This window comes from Aureibaculum flavum (genome assembly GCF_016406085.1).
GTDB classification, from domain to species: Bacteria; Bacteroidota; Bacteroidia; order Flavobacteriales; family Flavobacteriaceae; genus Aureibaculum; species Aureibaculum flavum.
On sequence record NZ_JAEHFJ010000002.1, the window covers coordinates 449,330 to 467,321 of the forward strand.

Here is a 17,992-nt window from a genome sequence, read left to right on the forward strand (position 1 = left end):
AAAAATTTACAAAATGAAAAATTTTAAAAATAAATTAATTGTTTTGATTGTAATGACCAGTTTTTTACAATCATGTAGTGATTACTTGGATCAAGTTAATCCAAATGAAGTTTCTACTGATATCTACTATGCAGATCTTGAACAGTCTGATGCGAGTTTAACCGGTGTCTATGGAGGTATGTTAGATACATATATCGTTAACGCTTGGTCAGAATCTTTACGTTCTGATTTGGCAATTCACTCTTTGCTTAGGTTAAATAACCCAAGACCAAATGCAAGAGTTACACCTTATTACGCTCATACTTATAACTCAGGCAGTTTTGATTTTAATAGACAATGGGATGCATTGTATCAAGTAATTTTTAGATCAAATCAGCTAATTACTGGACTTGAAAGTATGGATGCTACTTTGAAAAGTAATGACCGTTGGACAGAACAAATGGGACAAGCAAGACTTTTAAGAGGCATGTGTCATTTTTATTTACACGCCATATATAATAATGGTGAAATCATAATACGTGATAAAGTTCCAGGAGAAATAAACGAAATTTCTAAATCTACATCAAGTTCAGAAGATGTAATTAAATTTTTCAGAGAGGATTTAGTATATGCTTACGATAATCTCCCTGCTGCTTTTGATGAGAAGTCTCGCGTAGACAAAGGTGTTGCTGCCACTATTTTAGGGACAAGCCATTTGTATGAGAAAGAATATGATCAAGCTATTGTTTATTTTGACGATATTATTAATAATTCTGATTATGGTTATGCCCTTTTAACAGGAGATGATGTAAAACTAATGTATACTCAAGCTGGAGAATTTAGTTCAGAATCAATTTTCGAGATTAATTACTCGGTTGCATTAAAGCCGGAAGAGTCTCAGTTTTACGAAGAAAGTTTTAATACTAGAAACGCGAGGTATTCTGCTCCAAATGGAAGAGGTGGAGGAGCTCCAGAACATTATGTTGCAGCTGCTTGGTTAACTGACGCGTATTCCACAGAATTTTTAGATCCTTTGGATGCAAGAAATACTGTTTTAGGGTATAATGGACGCGATAGGATCACGGATAATATATCCTTAAGAGCCTCCTCTATGATTGCACTGGTAAATGATGAACATACTGAGTATTATGATAAGCCTACAGCTGCAATTAGAGAAACTTTCAACAACAATAAAATTTCAGCTTTTAAACAGTATACAAATCATGACATTACAGATCATGAAAAAAATGTTGGTAATTCCACATGGAAATCTGGTAAAAATGTAATTATCAATCGCTTAGCAGATGTTTATTTAATGAGAGCCGAAGCCTATTTAGAAACGGGTAATATAACTGACGCACTAAGCGACATAAATACCATTCGTGAACGTTGGGCATTGGCATTGTTAGGGCCAGTTGTAGATGCAAGTAAAACGTATGTTATGAATGAACCTGTTACAAATTTACCATATACTGATGAAAATACTTTAAGAAAGCATTTAAGACATGTTGAACGACCATTAGAATTAAATGTTCAAGGTGTTTCTTCTAGGAATATAGATTTAAGAAGATGGGGTAATGCCCAAGCTAGATTTTCAGAATTAAATGGAATGAAATATTATTTATCTGATTACGAGTATGTTAAAAATGATGGTGGAGCTACTGCAACAAGAAAGAATAGTTTGTTGACAAGATCAGTTACTGGAAAAGAACTTTATTCTGATGGGGAAAATGAGTTTAAAGATGCTGCACAAAATTACAATGAATCGCGAGATTATAAACCGTTACCACTAAGCGAGACGGACAATAACACAAACCTATAACCGTAATAGGTAATTAATTTCTATTAAATATATATCCCATCTCCAAATGAGATGGGGTATTATCTTAGATTTGAGATAAATCAGGAGATAAAATTAGTATTGAAAATTTTATTTTAGCTTATCAAATTCAAAATATGAAAAACCTAAAACAATCATTTTTTTTAGCCACTTTTTTAATACTTGCTATAAGCTGTAAAGACAAACTCGCAGAAAAGGCAAATGATGTGGATACTACATCAAAGAAACCGAACATTATTGTCATCTATCTTGATGATTTAGGTTATGGAGATATTAGCTCCTATGGAGCAACTGAGTTGCAAACACCAAATATCGATGCATTAGCTTCTGGAGGTATAAGATTCACAAATGGATATGCAACATCAGCAACATGTACGCCTAGTAGATATGGATTGTTAACAGGAATGTATCCATGGCGAAATAAGGATGCTAAAATATTACCAGGTACTGCACCACTTTTAATTAGCACAGAGCAACAAACCTTACCAAAAATGCTTAGAGGCCAAGGTTATCAAACCGCCATTGTTGGTAAATGGCATCTAGGGTTAGGTTCTGGAATTACAGATTGGAATGAACATATATCTCCTGGACCGAATGAGGTTGGATTTGATACGTCTTATATTTTGGCCGCCACCCAAGATAGAGTCCCAACAGTTTATATAGAGAATGGAAATGTTGTTGGTTTAGATCCTGAAGATCCTATTTCTGTAGATTATAAGAATAATTTTGAAGGAGAACCTACAGCAATTTCTAATCCAGAAATGACAACTATGAAATGGCATCATGGTCATAATAATAGTATTGTAAATGGTATTCCAAGAATTGGTTTTATGAAGGGAGGAGATTCTGCGAAATGGAGTGATGTAGATATGGCGGATCATTTCTTGACTAAAGCACAAGATTATGTGAAAAATCATAAGGATAAACCTTTCTTTTTGTATTATGCCATGCAACAACCTCATGTGCCACGTACACCACATCCACGTTTTGTAGGTAAGTCAGGATTGGGACCAAGAGGTGATGTTATTTTAGAAGCAGATTGGTGTATTGGCGAATTTATGAAAACTTTAGAAGAGGAAGGAATATTAGAAAATACGCTAGTCGTTTTTTCAAGTGATAATGGGCCCGTATTGAATGACGGATATTATGATGACGCTGTTGAAAAATTAGGGAAACATGATCCTAAAGGAGGCTTAAGAGGTGGAAAATATAGCATCTTTGAAGCGGGAACAAGAGTCCCGTTTATCACCTATTGGAAAGGTAAGATTCAACCAGCAACTTCAAATGCTATTGTTTGTCAAATGGATTTATTAGCATCTATGGCAGATTTAGTTGGCACGGAAGATTCAACTACTGACAGTAAAGATTTACTTGAAGTTTTATTAGGTAAATCAGAAAAAGGAAGAGAAAGTTTAATCATTGAAGCCACAGGAAAAACCGCTTTACGACATGGAGACTGGTTAATGATACCTCCTTACAAAGGCAAAAATTTTAGAGAAAAAGTAGGTATTGAAGTTGGTAATATGCCAGAGTTTCAACTTTACAATTTGAAGGAAGATGTAGGTCAACAAAATAATTTAGCTATATCTAATCCTGAAAAACTAGCAGAAATGACCAAAATTTTTGAATTATTAAGAGGAGTAGATTTTGAAAAGGGTGTCAAAGAAGTCATCTTTAGATAAGGTCAATATCATAATATGATACATATGAGAGTTAAAGCAATATTATTAAGTACACTACTTTTAATAGCATTAATTTCATGTGCTCAAGAAAAAAAAGAAAATCAAAAGGAAACTATAGTTGAAAATCAAAAGCCAAACATCATATACATTTTAGCTGATGATATGGGGATTGGCGATTTAGGATCTTACGGACAGACAATTATCCAAACGCCGAATTTAGATAAAATGGCGGCTAATGGAATGCAATTTACACAACATTATAGTGGAGCCTCAGTGTGTGCACCTTCGCGTTCTACGTTAATGACTGGTCAACATACAGGACGTACACCAATTAGAGGTAACAAACAATTTATGCCGAATAAAGATGGTCAAGTTCCACTTCCTGCAAATAGTGTAACGCTAGCAGAAATTTTGAAAGAAAAAGGCTATGTCACAGGTGCGTTTGGAAAATGGGGACTTGGTTTTAATGAAGGTGATCCAAATAATCAAGGTTTTGATGAATTTTATGGCTATAACTGTCAGCGTCTAGCCCATAGGTATTATCCACCATATTTGAATCATAATCAAGAAATTGATTCATTAGAAGGTAATGACTGGACTAATAAAGTTACTTATGCTCCAGATAAAATTCAGGAACATAGACTTAAATTTATAGAAGACAATAAAGACAAACCATTCTTTGCATACATTTCTTTAGTATTGCCACATGCAGAGATTATCTCTCCTAACGATTCCATCTTTAAATTATTCGATGGTAAGTTTAAAGAAACGCCATATACTGTAGATAATAAATACACGTCAGATTATGGTCCAGATATAGTATTACATGAGTATGCTTCAGTAGAAAAGCCTTTAGCAACCTATGCATCTATGATAACTAGAATCGATGCTTATGTAGGTCAGATAATAGATAAGGTAAATGAATTAGGTCTTGCAGAGAATACCATTATTATGTTTGCAAGCGATAATGGCCCTTCTCCAGAAGGTGGTACGAATCCTGACTTTTTTAACAGTAATGGTAAATTTCGAGGTTATAAAAGAGATTTATATGAAGGCGGAATTAGAGCTCCATTTATAGTAGTTTGGCCTAATAAAGTAAATGAAGGAAGTATCTCTAATCACGTTTCAGCATTTTGGGATGTATTACCAACAATAACTGAAATAACAAATGCAAAAAATCCAGATAATATTGATGGGATTTCATTTTTGCCATCTTTATTGGAAGTTGAAAATCAAAAACAACACGAGTATTTATATTGGGAATTTAATATAAAAGGAGGAAGAAAAGCAATTAGAAAAGGTGTTTGGAAAGGTGTTTGGTATAAAATGAACACCAAAAACCCTAGTGCCTTTGAACTTTATAATTTAGCTGATGATGTTTCTGAAACCAACAATGTTGCAGATCAGCATCCAGAAATTGTTGCTGAATTTCAAGAAATATTGAGAGAAGCAAGTACTGAGTCAGAATTATTTCCTTTTAATACTGATTAAACATTCATATTAACATATTAGCTTTCAAGAAACCTATAATAATTATGCAATCACAACTAAAAACACATCCGCATCGTAGATTTAATATTTTAACAGGAGAATGGGTGTTAGTTTCACCACACAGAACAAAAAGACCTTGGCAGGGTAAAACGGAAACGTCTGCAAAAAAAGAGGAGATTACCTACGACCCAAAATGTTTTCTTTGTCCTACCAACACAAGAATTAACGGTGAGGTGAATCCAGATTATAAAAACACCTATGTTTTTAAAAATGATTTTGGAGCTCTTTTAGAAGACACTCCACTTTTTGAATACAATGAAGGCTTACTTCATGCGGAAGGTGAAAAAGGAATTTGTAAGGTGATCTGTTTTTCGCCAAACCACTCGCTAACCATTCCTGATATGGAGATTGATGATTTGGTTACAGTAGTTGACACTTGGAAAAACGAGTTTACAGAATTGGGAAATGATAAAGATATAAACTATGTGCAACTATTTGAAAATAAAGGAGCTATCATGGGATGTAGTAATCCACACCCACATGGGCAAATATGGGCACAACATTCCATTCCTACAGAAGTTCAAAAAAAGACAACCGCACAAAAAAACTATTTAGAAAAGAACGGTACAGGATTATTACAAGATTATATCGAGCAAGAATTAAAGGAAGATGTTAGAGTAATCTCACAAAATGAAAGTTTTGTAACGCTTATTCCCTTTTGGGCCGTTTGGCCTTACGAAGCTATGATTGTACCTAAACGACAAATGACAAACATACTAGGATTAACAGATAAAGAAAAGAGAGATTTTGCAGAGCAATTAAAAACGCTAACGCAAAAATATGATGCTCTTTTTGACACTTCTTTTCCTTATTCATCGGGTATACATCAAGCACCAACAGACGGGGCCTATTATAAAGAATGGCATTGGCATATGAGTTTTTATCCACCCTTATTACGTTCAGCAACTGTAAAAAAATTTATGGTGGGATATGAAATGTTTGCCATGGCTCAACGAGATATTACTGCTGAATCAGCAGCGGAACAATTAAAATCACTTTAAATATGGAAGAAATAGAATTTAACCCAAGTAACTGGGATCTCATAATAGATTCCCCAGGTAGGATAAACATTATTGGTGAACATACTGACTATAATCATGGTTTCGTATTACCCACTGCTATAGATAAAAAAATCCAATTTAAATTTAAAAAAAATGGCAGTTTAAACACCTGTTCTATTCATAGTAATAATTTCGATACTGGCTTTAGTTTTGAACTCGATGCTGTTGAAAAAAGTGAAAAACAATGGGAAAACTATGTGTTGGGTGTTATTTATGAAATACAGCAGCTGACTGATAAATTACAAGGATTTGATTGTGTTTTAGATAGTGATATTCCTGTTGGTTCAGGTATCAGTTCATCAGCAGCTTTAGAATGTGGGTTGGCTTTTGGTTTGAATGAATTGTTTGATTTGAAGTTGTCAAAGCTGACCATAGTAGAATTGTCTCAACGAGCAGAGCATAATTACGTAGGAACCAAATGTGGTATCATGGATCAGTTTGCATCTGTTATGAGCAAGAAAGACCATGTTATTCTTTTAGACTGTCAATCCTTAGATTATGAATATGTCCCTATTAAAATAGAACCTTTTAAAATTCTATTACTCAATACAAATGTTTCGCATAATTTGGCTTCGGGAGAATATAACATTAGAAGAAGTCAATGTGAAGAAGGTGTAGCGGTAATAAAACAAAAATATCCAGAAGTAGATACTTTACGCGATGTTTCTAAAGACCTATTAAATGAATTTAAAGACGAACTTTCTGAAGTTATTTTCAAAAGATGTACCTATGTAGTTGAAGAAAAAGAACGTGTTTTAAACTCCGTAGCAGCCTTAAAAAAATCACTTCTACATAAGCTAGGTGAAAACATGTATAAGACTCATGAAGGCTTACAGAATTTATATGAAGTGAGTTGCCCTGAATTAGATTTTCTGGTTGATTTTTCTAAAAACTATGATGAAGTAATTGGGGCAAGAATGATGGGTGGTGGTTTTGGTGGATGCACCATTAATATTATTCATCAAGATGCTGTTGAACCATTCATAAAAGAAGCCTCGAAAGCCTATTTTGATAAATACAAAATTAAACTTACTGCATTTGAAGCGATGCCGAATGAAGGGACTAGTATTAAAAACACATAAAAAAAATATTAATTATGACAGCAAATTTCGGATTTTGGGATTATTTTATTTTTATAGCTTATGCATTACTTATTTTAGGTGTTGGACTTTGGGTATCCCGTGACAAAAAAGGACATCAAAAAAATGCTGAAGATTATTTTTTAGCAAGTAAATCTTTGCCATGGTGGGCAATTGGTGCTTCCTTGATTGCAGCGAATATTTCTGCTGAGCAATTTATAGGGATGTCGGGCTCAGGTTTTGCTTCTGGATTAGCCATTGCCTCCTATGAATGGATGGCAGCATTAACTTTATTAATCGTTGGTAAATATTTCTTACCCATTTTTATAGAAAAGGGGTTATATACTATTCCCGAATTTGTTGAAAAACGTTATTCTACGAATCTTAAAACCATTTTAGCCGTATTTTGGATAGCATTATATGTATTTATTAACCTAACAACAGTATTATATTTAGGAGCTTTAGCGTTGGAAACCATAATGGGTGTTCCTATGATTTATGGAGTATTAGGTCTTGCACTCTTTGCGGCTGCATATTCACTTTATGGTGGTTTATCAGCGGTAGCATGGACAGATGTTATTCAGGTAGTATTCTTAATATTGGGAGGTTTGGTTACAACTTATTTAGCCTTAGATACAGTTTCAGGAGGAAACGGATTTGTGGCGGGGCTTTCAAGAGTTTACGAAGAGGTGCCAGAACGGTTTGCTATGATTTTAGATGAGTCAAATCCTGAATATAAAAATTTGCCAGGTATCGCCGTATTAGTTGGTGGTATGTGGGTTGCAAATCTTTATTATTGGGGTTTTAATCAATATATTATTCAGAGAACATTAGCTGCTAAATCTTTAAAAGAAGCACAAAAAGGAATTTTATTAGCCGCATTTTTAAAATTATTAATTCCATTAATTGTTGTAATTCCAGGTATTACCGCTTATGTAATGATAAATGATCCAGAAATTATGGCAAACCTTGGTGATGCCGGTCTTAAAAATTTACCGTCATTAGAACAAGCTGACAAAGCATACCCTTGGTTATTACAATTTTTACCAACAGGACTTAAAGGTGTGGCATTTGCAGCGTTAGCCGCCGCAATTGTTTCCTCTTTGGCATCAATGTTAAATTCAACTTCTACAATATTTACCATGGATATATACAAACAATATATTAACAAAAATGCAAGTGATAAAAGCACTGTAGGTATGGGAAGAATTTCTGCTGGTGTAGCCTTAATAATTGCGGCATTATTGGCTCCTCAATTAGGTAATCTAGATCAAGCCTTTCAATTCATTCAAGAATATACAGGTATTGTTAGTCCTGGTATTTTAGCTGTCTTTATGCTAGGTTTATTTTGGAAAAAAACTACAAATAAAGCAGCGATTATTGGTGCGTTAGCTTCCATACCAATTGCAATGTATTTTAAAGTTGCTCCGAATGGATGGTCAAATAGTTCTGTATTTGTTGATGTTCCATTTATGCATCAAATGGGATATACTGTTTTGCTGACGATGGTCGTAATAATTATAGCCAGTTTAATACAACATAAAGGTAAAGATGATGAGAAAGGAATTGATATTAAAAAAGGCTTGTTTAAAACCAGTCCATTATTTAATATTGGGGCATTTGCTGTAATGATAATCCTTGTACTATTGTATTCTGTTTTTTGGAATTAGTACTATTTATACATAAATTAAGATGAAACAAAAAATTATTATTACGGGTGGTACAGGTTATATTGGTTCACATACTACTGTAGAGTTTATTACAAAAGGATTTAATGTAGTCATTGTTGACAATTTGAGTAATTCTGATATTTCAGTACTAGATAGAATCAAAGAAATTACGGGTACCAAACCAGAATTTGAACAAATTGACCTTACTGACAATGAAAAGACTAAATCGTTTTTTGAACGTCATAAAGATGTAAGTGGAGTTATTAATTTTGCTGCATTAAAAGCAGTAGGTGAAAGTGTACAAAAACCCATACTATATTATCAAAATAATATAAACATTTTGCTGAATGTCTTAGAAAATATGGAAACCCATGGAATTTCCAATTTAATATTTTCTTCATCAGCAACCGTATATGGCTTACCAGAAACGCTACCTATTACAGAAAATGCCCAAACTAAAAGACCAACATCTCCATATGGGAATACTAAAAAAGTTGCGGAAGAAATTATAGAAGATTTATCAAAAGTTTCTGAATCACTCAATGCTATTTCTTTAAGGTATTTTAATCCAATAGGAGCTCATAATTCTTTAAAAATAGGAGAAGCACCCAGTGGAATCCCGAACAATTTAATGCCCTTTATTACCCAAACGGCAGCTGGTGTAAGAGATGAGCTGAAAGTGTTCGGTAATGATTATGATACACCCGATGGAACTGCAGTTAGAGATTACTTGCATGTTGTAGATTTAGCCAAAGCTCATGTTTTGGCCCTTGATCGACTATTGCATAAACGTTCAAAATCGAACTTTGAGGTCTATAATTTGGGAACAGGTATTGGGTATTCCGTTTTAGACGTTATACAATCTTTTGAAAAAACAACTGGATTAAAACTTAATTATTCTTTCGATCAACGAAGAGAAGGTGATGTTCCGCAATTATATTCAAACCCATTAAAAGCAAATAAAGAGCTTCAATGGAAAGCAACATTATCATTGGATGACATGACACTTTCTTCATGGGAATGGGAGCAAAATTTAAGAAAGAATAATTAAGAAAATATGGACTTACCCCCTACTTTCTTTAATGACACTAATTCTTAGTAAATGAATATACTTTCCGCTTAAAAACCGCAAGTACTTTCATCAAAAATTAAATTGAAGTTGAATGCTAAAAAAGTCGCCCAAAAATAATTGTAGGCGACTTTTAAATAAAAAACTAACTCAAATAATTTTTTTAATTATATCAAAAACGATATTCTAAAACAAAGTTATTAATTATACATAATTGAATGTGCTTCTCAATATATTTTGTGTATTTCTCAATACATCTTTTCAATTTTCTATAATTTAAATTTATTCCAATTGTTGCAATAGAAGATTAAATATTCAATTTAATAAAAAAACAAATCAAACTTTTGAAAAGATAAAAACTTAGCATTTATTCTTGTTAAAAAATAATATACGGAATAGCACTAATGCAACAAAATAAGGATAATGTTGCCATTGGTTTTTGGTATAAATGCAACCGAATTTCATGAAGAATTGAGGGTGTAAATTTTACTTTTTCCGCAACCTTTTTTGTAAATTAAAGGATGAGAAATGAAAAGCGATATAACACTCATTTTGACAATAAGATGAAGCAATATGAACGGTTGTTTTTGATGCCGTTTTTGATTGTTAAGGAATTGATATTGCTTATGGTGAGATTTTTGAAATGGGTTAAGAGAGATTAATTAAAATTATAGCTCTTTTTAGAAACTTGCTTGTCATCTCTAGTCTATTTAACCATACTTTTTAAGACATTTTTTAACTTAACATTATAATTGAATTGAAGTAATAATACAATTATTCAAAAAATCAATTTATTTAATATGTTAGAATTAATAATATTTAGATTTCAATTGCTTATTGTTAAATAGGATAATGAGAATATTGCTTAATTTACCCCCACATTTTTTCCGAAGTATTGAATATGCCTTAGAGATATGACCTTCAACAGTTTTAATTGAAATATCAAGATATTCAGATATTTCAATATTAGTAAGCCCTTCTTTTTTACTTAACAAAAATGTTTTTTTACATTTAGGTGGTAAATTGGAGATGCCATCATTAACAAAGTCTATCTTCTTTTTTATTAGTTCAGAATTGTTTTCATCAATACTTTCATTTAAAGCTTCAATATAAGTGCGTTCTAAAAGGGAGATGGCTTTTGTCTTATGATAATCATTTATAAATTCATTATAAGTTGTTTTGTAAAGAAAGTTTTTTATAGAAAAATCAGGATTTAAGCGTTTTCTGAATTTCCATGTTCTTAAGAATACGTTTTGAATTATGTCTTGAGCACTAGCATTATCATTGGTAAGACTTAAAGCATAAATATATAAGGGTTTGTGATAATTAGTGACCAAGTATGTATAAGCATTTTCGTTGCCAATCATAAGTTGCTCAATCAATTTAGAATCATCTTTAAATGAAAATAGCATAGATAAAATTTACAAATTCATATTTTTTAGAGCATAAATATCTTAATTTAATAATTAAAAGTGAAATATTTTTTTACAAAAAGGAAGGGTTATTGACTTTTGTATTGTAATAGGTAATAAAGAAATCAAAATAAAGATGTCTGTGCAAATTGAAAAAATAATAGTGAAATACTTAAATCAGTCAGCTACGGCTCATGAATTGGATTTACTTTTTGAATGGATTAAGCTACCTGAGAATAAGAAATTATTTAGTGAGTTTGTACAAATGCATTATGCCATAACTTATAATATGAATGATCCAGACCATAAAAAAACACTTGCAGAACTACTTTTTGTAATAAAAAAGGAAAAATCATTAGCTTATAGAATAAGAAATAAAATAGGTTATAGATATGCAACGGCTGCTATGATCATTGGATTGATTTTTTCTATTTACTTATTTAAGGACCAGGTATTTCATAATAGAACAGCGAATAAAGAACCTATCATTGTAAATAATGAAATTAACCCTGGTATAAATAAGGCGATATTAACTTTAGATAATGGCTCACAACTCACATTAGAGAAAGGAGATACTTTACATACACAAAATGCGGAGAGTAATGGTGAGGAACTTATTTATGAAGCAAAACAGAAAAATGTTGGAGAAGTTGCATATAATTATTTGACCATACCGCGGGGGGGATATTTTTTTATTAAACTTTCGGATGGAACTAAAATATGGTTAAATTCAGATTCAAAATTAAAGTATCCTGTAAGTTTTAATAAAGGAGAAACTCGAAAAGTTGAATTAGTTTATGGTGAAGCCTTTTTTGATGTTTCTCCTAGTACTATTAATGGAGATTCAAAATTTGTAGTAATTAATGAATCTCAAGAAATAGTGGTTATGGGAACAGAGTTTAATGTTAAAGCATATGAAGATGAATCTAATATTTATACAACCTTAGTTGAAGGTAAGGTATCTGTAAATTTTAGTAATAGTCAGCAAATTCTTATTCCGAACCAACAGTTAAATTATGATGTGGAAACAAAAAAATCATTGATAAAAAAAGTAGATGTTAGTAATGAAATATCATGGAAGGAAGGCCTATTTAATTTTAATGGTAAATCATTACGAGAAATAATGAAAGTTTTATCAAGATGGTATGATATAGATGTAGTTTTTGAAAATGAACAAATTAGCGATGAGGAATTCGTGGGAAGTTTAAGTAAAGACCAAAATATTGAAGATATATTATCTAGTATTAAGAATTTTGGAATAATTAAAGAATATAAAATTATTGAAAAAACAATAATCTTGAAATAAATAAAAAAAGGGAACGAAGTTTTGAAATTTGACGGTATCAAACTCCGCCCCTCCACTATGTATTAATTAAATGTTTAACTAACACCATGCAAATTTATGAAAATTAAAATTATCAATATTCGTTTCCTACGTGGAAAGCGGTATTTAACAATGATTATGAGAACTTTTATTTTTTTATTATGTACATCAGTTTTCGGACTCACTTCAGATATTGCTTTTTCACAACAAAAAGTAACTATTAATGAAGACCAAATGGTTACAATTGATAAAGTATTTGAAATTATTAAAAAACAAACAGACTATCGTTTTATCTATCCCAAAAAACTTTTTGAAAACAAGCCTAAGTTACAACTGAAAAAAGGAATTATAAAAGTTGAAGATTTGCTTCGATTGAGTTTAATAAGTAATGATTTGAGTTTTGAATTATCAGAAAACAATAATATTATTATAAAAACTGCTAAAAAAAGTAAAAACACGAATGCTTCTGTAATAGTTCAAGAAATTCAGATAACTGGGAATATTAAAGATATAAACGGAGTGCCATTAATAGGAGCGAACATAATTGAAAAGGGTACTACAAATGGAGTCGTTTCAGATTTTGATGGTAATTTTTCTATAAAGGTTTCAAACGCGAATGTTACATTAATTGCTTCTTACATTGGGTTTATAACGAAAGAGATTATAGTTAGTGATGAGAAAAATATAACCATTATACTTGATGAAGATGCTAGTAAACTTGATGAAGTAGTTATTATTGGTTATGGTCAAGTTCGTAAAAAAGATGCGACAGGTGCTGTTGTCTCCATAAAACCTGAAGAAAATAATAGAGGTAGTGCAACAAAAACTACAGATTTGTTATTAGGAAAGGTAGCAGGTTTACAAATTACGATGCCGTCAGGAAGTCCGAGTTCAGATGGTACCATTCGAATAAGGCAAGGAGCATCCCTAAATGCTTCTAATTCACCATTAATTGTTGTTGATGGAATAGCAGGTGAAAGTTTTAATCAACTAAATAGTGATGATATAGAGAATATTACGGTTCTAAAAGATGCCTCTTCAACTGCAATTTATGGTTCACGTGGAGCTAACGGTGTAATAATAGTTACCACAAAAAGGGGTAAAGCTTCATTCGACGGAAAATCTGTTTCTCCTTCTTTTAATTATCGTGGTGATTTTTCAATTAATAAAAATATTAAAACTTTAGATGTTTATAATGCAGATGAATTTAGAACTGAGTTTTTAAAAAGATATCCAGATTTGGGTTCAGTGCTAGGGGATAGTGATACTGACTGGCAAAAGGAAATTTACAGATTAGGTTTTACACAAAAGCATACTTTTTCGGCTACTGGAGCACTGCCGTATGTACCTTATCGTGTTTCTTTAGGTTATCAAAGTGATAAGGGAACAATTAAGAATTCTAAGAAAGATTTAGCTACTGTTGCTATTAACCTTTCTCCAAGTTTCTTAAATGATCATCTTAAAGCAAATATTACTTTTAAAGAAACTTATAGAAATGTACCAGAAAGTTCAAGCCCAGTAGAATCTGCTGCATTTATGGATCCAACAGCTCCTGTTTATGCAACTTATCCAAATAATATGGGTCTTGGGTATTATATGTTTGGGGCAGATGAAATGGGTACATTACCAACAGATACTTCAAACCCGGTAGCATCAATAAACTTGGCACGTGGAGAATCTAAAAATTACCGCACGGCAACAAATTTTAAACTAAGTTATAATATTCATGGGTTTGAAGATTTAACATTAACTGCAAATTTAGGTATCACTGCAAATGATTATTCTAGTTCTAGAAATGTATTAGATAATTCTCCTAGTACATGGGGAGGTTATGGAGGAACAGGGATAGGTATATATTCTTCAAATGATTCATATTCTAAGATTTCTATTCAAGAGTACTATGCCAACTATAAACATACTTTTGCTGATATACATGCTCTTGATGTAACATTTGGGCACACTTATGAGAAGTATTATAGTAGATATGAAAATTCACCTGTATTAATGAATGATAACGATGAAGTTTATGAAATAGGTTCTTCTGGGGCTTCAGAACGAGCTTTAATGTCCTACTTTGGACGTGCCAATTATAACTTAAACGATAGGTATTTATTTACTTTCACAATGCGTGCAGATGCCTCGTCAAGATTTGCTCCAGAAACGCGATGGGGATATTTTCCATCAGGTGCATTTGCCTGGAAACTTAATGAAGAAAAGTTTTTAGAAAATATAGATAACTTATCTAGTTTAAAACTTCGATTAAGTTATGGTCAAACAGGACAGCAAGATATTAATAACAACTATGCATATCAGGCATCATACCGCTCGTCTACGGATGATTCACGATATAGATTTGGAGATGTTTTTTATACAACCTATCGTCCAAATGCCTTTGATCGCAATATTCAATGGGAAGTGACATCTACCTATAACTATGGACTAGATTGGGGTATTAGCAATAATCGTATATATGGTAGTTTAGATATTTATAAGCGTTTTACGGATAATTTATTAATGGAAGATGTGAGAGTTTCGGCAGGTAGTAATTTTTCGGACACCTTAGATCAGAATATTGGTGAGATGGAAAGTAATGGTGTTGAATTTTCATTGGGTGCAATTCTTCTAAGAACAGATGACTTAGAATGGTCTGTGAATGCAAATTTCGCATATAATAATTCGAAAATAAAAAAATTAACGGTTTATGACGGTGCTCCTGAAGATACATATATAAAAACAGGAAGTATAGGTTCTAGTCGATACTCACAAATTCATAAAGTAGGTAACACACCTTATACTTACTTTTTAGCAAAACAGGTTTATGATGATGAAACGGGAAAACCTTTAGACGGTGTATTTTATAATCCTAATTATGACGCTAGTGTTAGTGGCTCTGAAGAGTTTGTATATGATGATGCGAATGATTCTAACAAGTTTGATACAGGAAAAAGTTCTTTAGTACCTTATTATGGTGGTTTATCGACATCTGCTAGATATAAGGATTGGGATTTTGGATTAAATTGTCATTTTGCCTTTGGACAATATGTGTTTTGGGAAACAGCTTCTCGTGGATCAAACGAGTCGCTATATGACAGTTATGGATTGAATCCTAAAAACTCTCTTGATAATACACCAGAATGGTCTCAAGAACATCGTTTTTCTGATTATTGGTTACATAAAGGAGATTACTTTAAGTTAGATAATATTACGGTAGGATACACGATGTCAGAACTAATAAAAGACGCTGGTTCTTTAAGATTATCTTGTGGTGTGCAGAATGTTTTAATGCTTACTAAATACCCTGGTATAGATCCAGAAGTTTACAGTGGTATTGATGGTTCAAGTTACCCTCGACCTAGAATGTTTATGTTCACGGCAAATCTAAAATTTTAATTAAAAGCACAAAAACAATGAAAAATAATATATACATAAAGATTTCACTTATAGCTCTCTTTCTATTTTCTTCTTGCGAAAAATTAGATTTACAACCAATATCATCAACTTCATTATTAGAGGATGAAGTTTATTCAACTTATGATGGTTATTTAGGTGTATTAGCAAAATGTTACGCATCATTTGTGCTTCAAGGCCAAGGAGATGGTGACGTCGATATTTCTAAAAATGGAGGAAGAAGTACATTTAACCGTGCCCTGTATTATTTGCAAGAATGTCCAACTGATGAAGTTTTATTTCACTCATCAAGTGGAAATGGAACTTGGACTATGATTACAATGAATTGGAACCCAGCCACGGAGATTGTTGGTAATATGTATTATCGACTTTGGATTTCTGTTGCACTTTGTAATGAGTTTATTAGAAAAACAGAAAAAGACGTTATGGAGGAGTATGGTGTTTATAACGAGGCTAAAAATGATGTTGGTCAATGGCGTGCAGAAGCACGATTTTTGAGAGCTTATTGTTATTACCTTCTTTGTGATCTATATGGTTCAGTAGGTTGGGTAGATGATTCGTCTCCCAATGGAACATATCCGGTACAGAAAACTAGAACTGAAATATTTAATTATGTCGAAAGTGAATTACTGGATATTGAAGATCAGTTAATGCCAGCAGATAAAAAAGTATTTGGTCGAGTTAATCAAGTGGCTGCTTGGTTTGCCTTAAGTCGATTATATTTAAATGGGGAGATTTATACGAAAAAAGATTACAATGAGCAGGCATATATATACTCTAAAAAAGTTATTGATAATTCAAATTTTTCGTTAGCTCCTAATTATATTGAAAACTTTTTGAAAGATAATGATGGTAGTCCAGAAATTATTTGGGCACAACCGCATGATGCTGATAATAGTCAGAGTAGTGGAGGAACAAATTTTTTAATTAAATATTCGAGTCATAAATTTATGATAAATCAAGGATTGGAGTTGGGTATTACAAATGACAGTCCGTGGAATATAAATGGACGTTTAAAAACCAACTTAGTTAATAAATTTGATCTTGACGATCAACCTTTTGATCCTTCCGACCCATGGTGTGATAATAAAAAAGATAAACGAGCTTTGTTTTATGGAGGACCACTTACCGGTGATCAAAGTAAATCACCAGTTCAACCACATCTGAAGGAAACTTGGAGAGAAGGCAAGTCTTTTGAAAAAAATATTACTCTTGGGTATACCTTTACAAAATGGAGAAATGTAACTAAAGATAGAATGAGTGGGGAAGAGCAAAGAGAATCGTACGTAAGTGTAGCATATCCAATGTTTAGAAAGGCCGATGCTTATCTTATGGCGGCAGAAGCTATTCTGCGTGGGGGAGGAGGCTCTAGGACAGAAGCATTAAATTATGTAAATGAAGTACGGAACCGTGCTTATAATTCAGGTAATTATTTTTCAAGTAAAAATATTGCTAATGGAGCTATTTCTGATAATGAATTAAACCTCGATTTTATTCTTGACGAACGAGCCCGGGAATTATGGACTGAATGTGTAAGACGTACGGATCTTATTCGTTTCAATAAATTTACAAAGGGATATAATTGGGATTGGAAAGGTCAGGAGACATCTAATAATACAGATCATGAAGGTAAAGATGTTGATGATAAGTACAATCTGTATCCCATTCCACAAGATGACATACTGTATAATCCAAATTTAACTCAAAATCCAGATTATATGTAATTTGTTAAATGTATTTTGAAGTTATAGATAGTATTTACAATTAGCATTATAAGTAAGGTTAAAAATATTTTAATAGATAGGGTAGTGTCATACTATTCTATCTATTACTTAACCTGTTTTTATATACATATTACATTACTCCGTTTTCTAATTATTAAAGGCTCATGCTTTGCCTTACTACTTCAAAAACTAA

The 17,992-nt window shown here is 32.3% G+C and carries 11 protein-coding genes; 10 read left to right on the forward strand and 1 reads right to left on the reverse strand.

Going from position 1 to position 17,992, the window contains the following annotated elements; all coding sequences use genetic code 11:
* The first annotated feature begins 13 nt into the window (after window positions 1–13).
* From JBL43_RS05155 to galE, 7 genes are all read left to right on the forward strand, one after another.
* Window positions 14–1,801, forward strand: coding sequence for a RagB/SusD family nutrient uptake outer membrane protein (locus JBL43_RS05155; RefSeq protein ID WP_198840395.1), 1,788 nt, complete (start codon window positions 14–16; stop codon window positions 1,799–1,801).
* Window positions 1,802–1,935: 134 nt separating this feature from the next.
* Complete coding sequence (locus JBL43_RS05160) at window positions 1,936–3,501, forward strand: sulfatase family protein (RefSeq protein WP_198840396.1); 1,566 nt, start codon at window positions 1,936–1,938, stop codon at window positions 3,499–3,501.
* Between the two features lie 24 nt (window positions 3,502–3,525).
* On the forward strand, window positions 3,526–4,992 hold the full coding sequence (locus JBL43_RS05165) for an arylsulfatase (protein WP_233098694.1): 1,467 nt from the start codon (window positions 3,526–3,528) through the stop codon (window positions 4,990–4,992).
* Window positions 4,993–5,036: 44 nt separating this feature from the next.
* Window positions 5,037–6,053, forward strand: coding sequence for a UDP-glucose--hexose-1-phosphate uridylyltransferase (locus JBL43_RS05170; RefSeq protein ID WP_198840398.1), 1,017 nt, complete (start codon window positions 5,037–5,039; stop codon window positions 6,051–6,053).
* 2 nt (window positions 6,054–6,055) lie between these two features.
* Window positions 6,056–7,195: a galactokinase gene (gene galK / locus JBL43_RS05175; RefSeq protein WP_198840399.1), complete on the forward strand. Its 1,140-nt coding sequence runs from the start codon at window positions 6,056–6,058 to the stop codon at window positions 7,193–7,195.
* A 14-nt stretch (window positions 7,196–7,209) separates the two neighbouring features.
* On the forward strand, window positions 7,210–8,862 hold the full coding sequence (locus tag JBL43_RS05180) for a sodium/sugar symporter (RefSeq protein ID WP_198840400.1): 1,653 nt from the start codon (window positions 7,210–7,212) through the stop codon (window positions 8,860–8,862).
* Between the two features lie 22 nt (window positions 8,863–8,884).
* Window positions 8,885–9,913, forward strand: a complete 1,029-nt coding sequence (gene galE, locus JBL43_RS05185; RefSeq protein WP_198840401.1) for a UDP-glucose 4-epimerase GalE — start codon at window positions 8,885–8,887, stop codon at window positions 9,911–9,913.
* Between the two features lie 827 nt (window positions 9,914–10,740).
* On the opposite strand, the gene JBL43_RS05190 is transcribed toward galE, so the two are convergent.
* Window positions 10,741–11,343: an RNA polymerase sigma factor gene (locus JBL43_RS05190; RefSeq protein ID WP_198840402.1), complete on the reverse strand. Its 603-nt coding sequence runs from the start codon at window positions 11,341–11,343 to the stop codon at window positions 10,741–10,743.
* A gap of 163 nt (window positions 11,344–11,506) precedes the next feature.
* On the opposite strand from JBL43_RS05190, the gene JBL43_RS05195 reads away from it, so the two are divergent.
* The 3 genes from JBL43_RS05195 to JBL43_RS05205 all read left to right on the forward strand — a co-directional run bounded on the left by JBL43_RS05195 (window position 11,507) and on the right by JBL43_RS05205 (window position 17,799).
* A complete protein-coding gene (locus JBL43_RS05195) occupies window positions 11,507–12,649 on the forward strand; it encodes a FecR family protein (protein ID WP_198840403.1) in 1,143 nt (380 codons plus the stop codon).
* 156 nt (window positions 12,650–12,805) lie between these two features.
* The gene (locus tag JBL43_RS05200; RefSeq protein WP_198840404.1) at window positions 12,806–16,057 is read left to right on the forward strand and encodes a SusC/RagA family TonB-linked outer membrane protein; all 3,252 of its coding nucleotides are present in this window, start codon (window positions 12,806–12,808) and stop codon (window positions 16,055–16,057) included.
* Window positions 16,058–16,074: 17 nt separating this feature from the next.
* Complete coding sequence (locus JBL43_RS05205; protein WP_198840405.1) at window positions 16,075–17,799, forward strand: RagB/SusD family nutrient uptake outer membrane protein; 1,725 nt, start codon at window positions 16,075–16,077, stop codon at window positions 17,797–17,799.
* Window positions 17,800–17,992: the final 193 nt, after the last annotated feature.

Coding starts and splice junctions, on each gene's coding strand:
- JBL43_RS05155 (WP_198840395.1), top strand. CDS start 14: ATGAAAAATTTTAAAAATAAATTAATTGTTTTGATTGTAATGACCAGT.
- JBL43_RS05160 (WP_198840396.1), top strand. CDS start 1,936: ATGAAAAACCTAAAACAATCATTTTTTTTAGCCACTTTTTTAATACTT.
- JBL43_RS05165 (WP_233098694.1), top strand. CDS start 3,526: ATGAGAGTTAAAGCAATATTATTAAGTACACTACTTTTAATAGCATTA.
- JBL43_RS05170 (WP_198840398.1), top strand. CDS start 5,037: ATGCAATCACAACTAAAAACACATCCGCATCGTAGATTTAATATTTTA.
- galK (WP_198840399.1), top strand. CDS start 6,056: ATGGAAGAAATAGAATTTAACCCAAGTAACTGGGATCTCATAATAGAT.
- JBL43_RS05180 (WP_198840400.1), top strand. CDS start 7,210: ATGACAGCAAATTTCGGATTTTGGGATTATTTTATTTTTATAGCTTAT.
- galE (WP_198840401.1), top strand. CDS start 8,885: ATGAAACAAAAAATTATTATTACGGGTGGTACAGGTTATATTGGTTCA.
- JBL43_RS05190 (WP_198840402.1), bottom strand. CDS start 11,343: ATGCTATTTTCATTTAAAGATGATTCTAAATTGATTGAGCAACTTATG.
- JBL43_RS05200 (WP_198840404.1), top strand. CDS start 12,806: ATGAGAACTTTTATTTTTTTATTATGTACATCAGTTTTCGGACTCACT.
- JBL43_RS05205 (WP_198840405.1), top strand. CDS start 16,075: ATGAAAAATAATATATACATAAAGATTTCACTTATAGCTCTCTTTCTA.